Origin of the sequence: Burkholderia sp. BCC0322, from assembly GCF_902833045.1 — a bacterium.
Lineage (GTDB): Bacteria > Pseudomonadota > Gammaproteobacteria > Burkholderiales > Burkholderiaceae > Burkholderia.
The window spans coordinates 1-346 of the sequence record NZ_CADFDU010000060.1 but is presented as its reverse complement, the minus strand read 5'-3'; the positions used below and the strand labels follow the sequence as shown (position 1 = coordinate 346).

General features: G+C 65.3%; 1 protein-coding gene. It reads right to left on the bottom strand.

Translation table 11 applies throughout. The annotated features are described in order from the left end of the window. The coding region (locus HWX39_RS35880; RefSeq protein WP_175972162.1) for a 4Fe-4S dicluster domain-containing protein at positions 1-346 on the bottom strand (346 nt) is incomplete at both ends.

Here is a 346-nt window from a genome sequence, read left to right as displayed (position 1 = left end):
ACGGCCGCCGGGCAGAAGCGCCCCTCCGGCCCCGCGTAGGTACGCAGGTTCACGTTCACCGGCACGTTCGCATCCTTCAGCGTCAGGTGTGCCGGCTGGTTCTCCTCGTGGTTCGTGTTCGAGATGAACACCGACGACAGCCGGTCGAACGTCAGCTTGCCGTCCGGCTTCGGATACTCGATCGGCTGGCATTGCGACGCCGGCTTCAGCATCTCGTGGTCCGCGTGCTTGTGGTGCAGCGTCCACGGCACGTTGCCGCCCATCACCTTCTGCTCGAGCCCGACCATCAGCGTGCCGAGGTACAGGCCCTTCGCCATCCACTGCTTGAAGTTGCGCGCGCGGTACA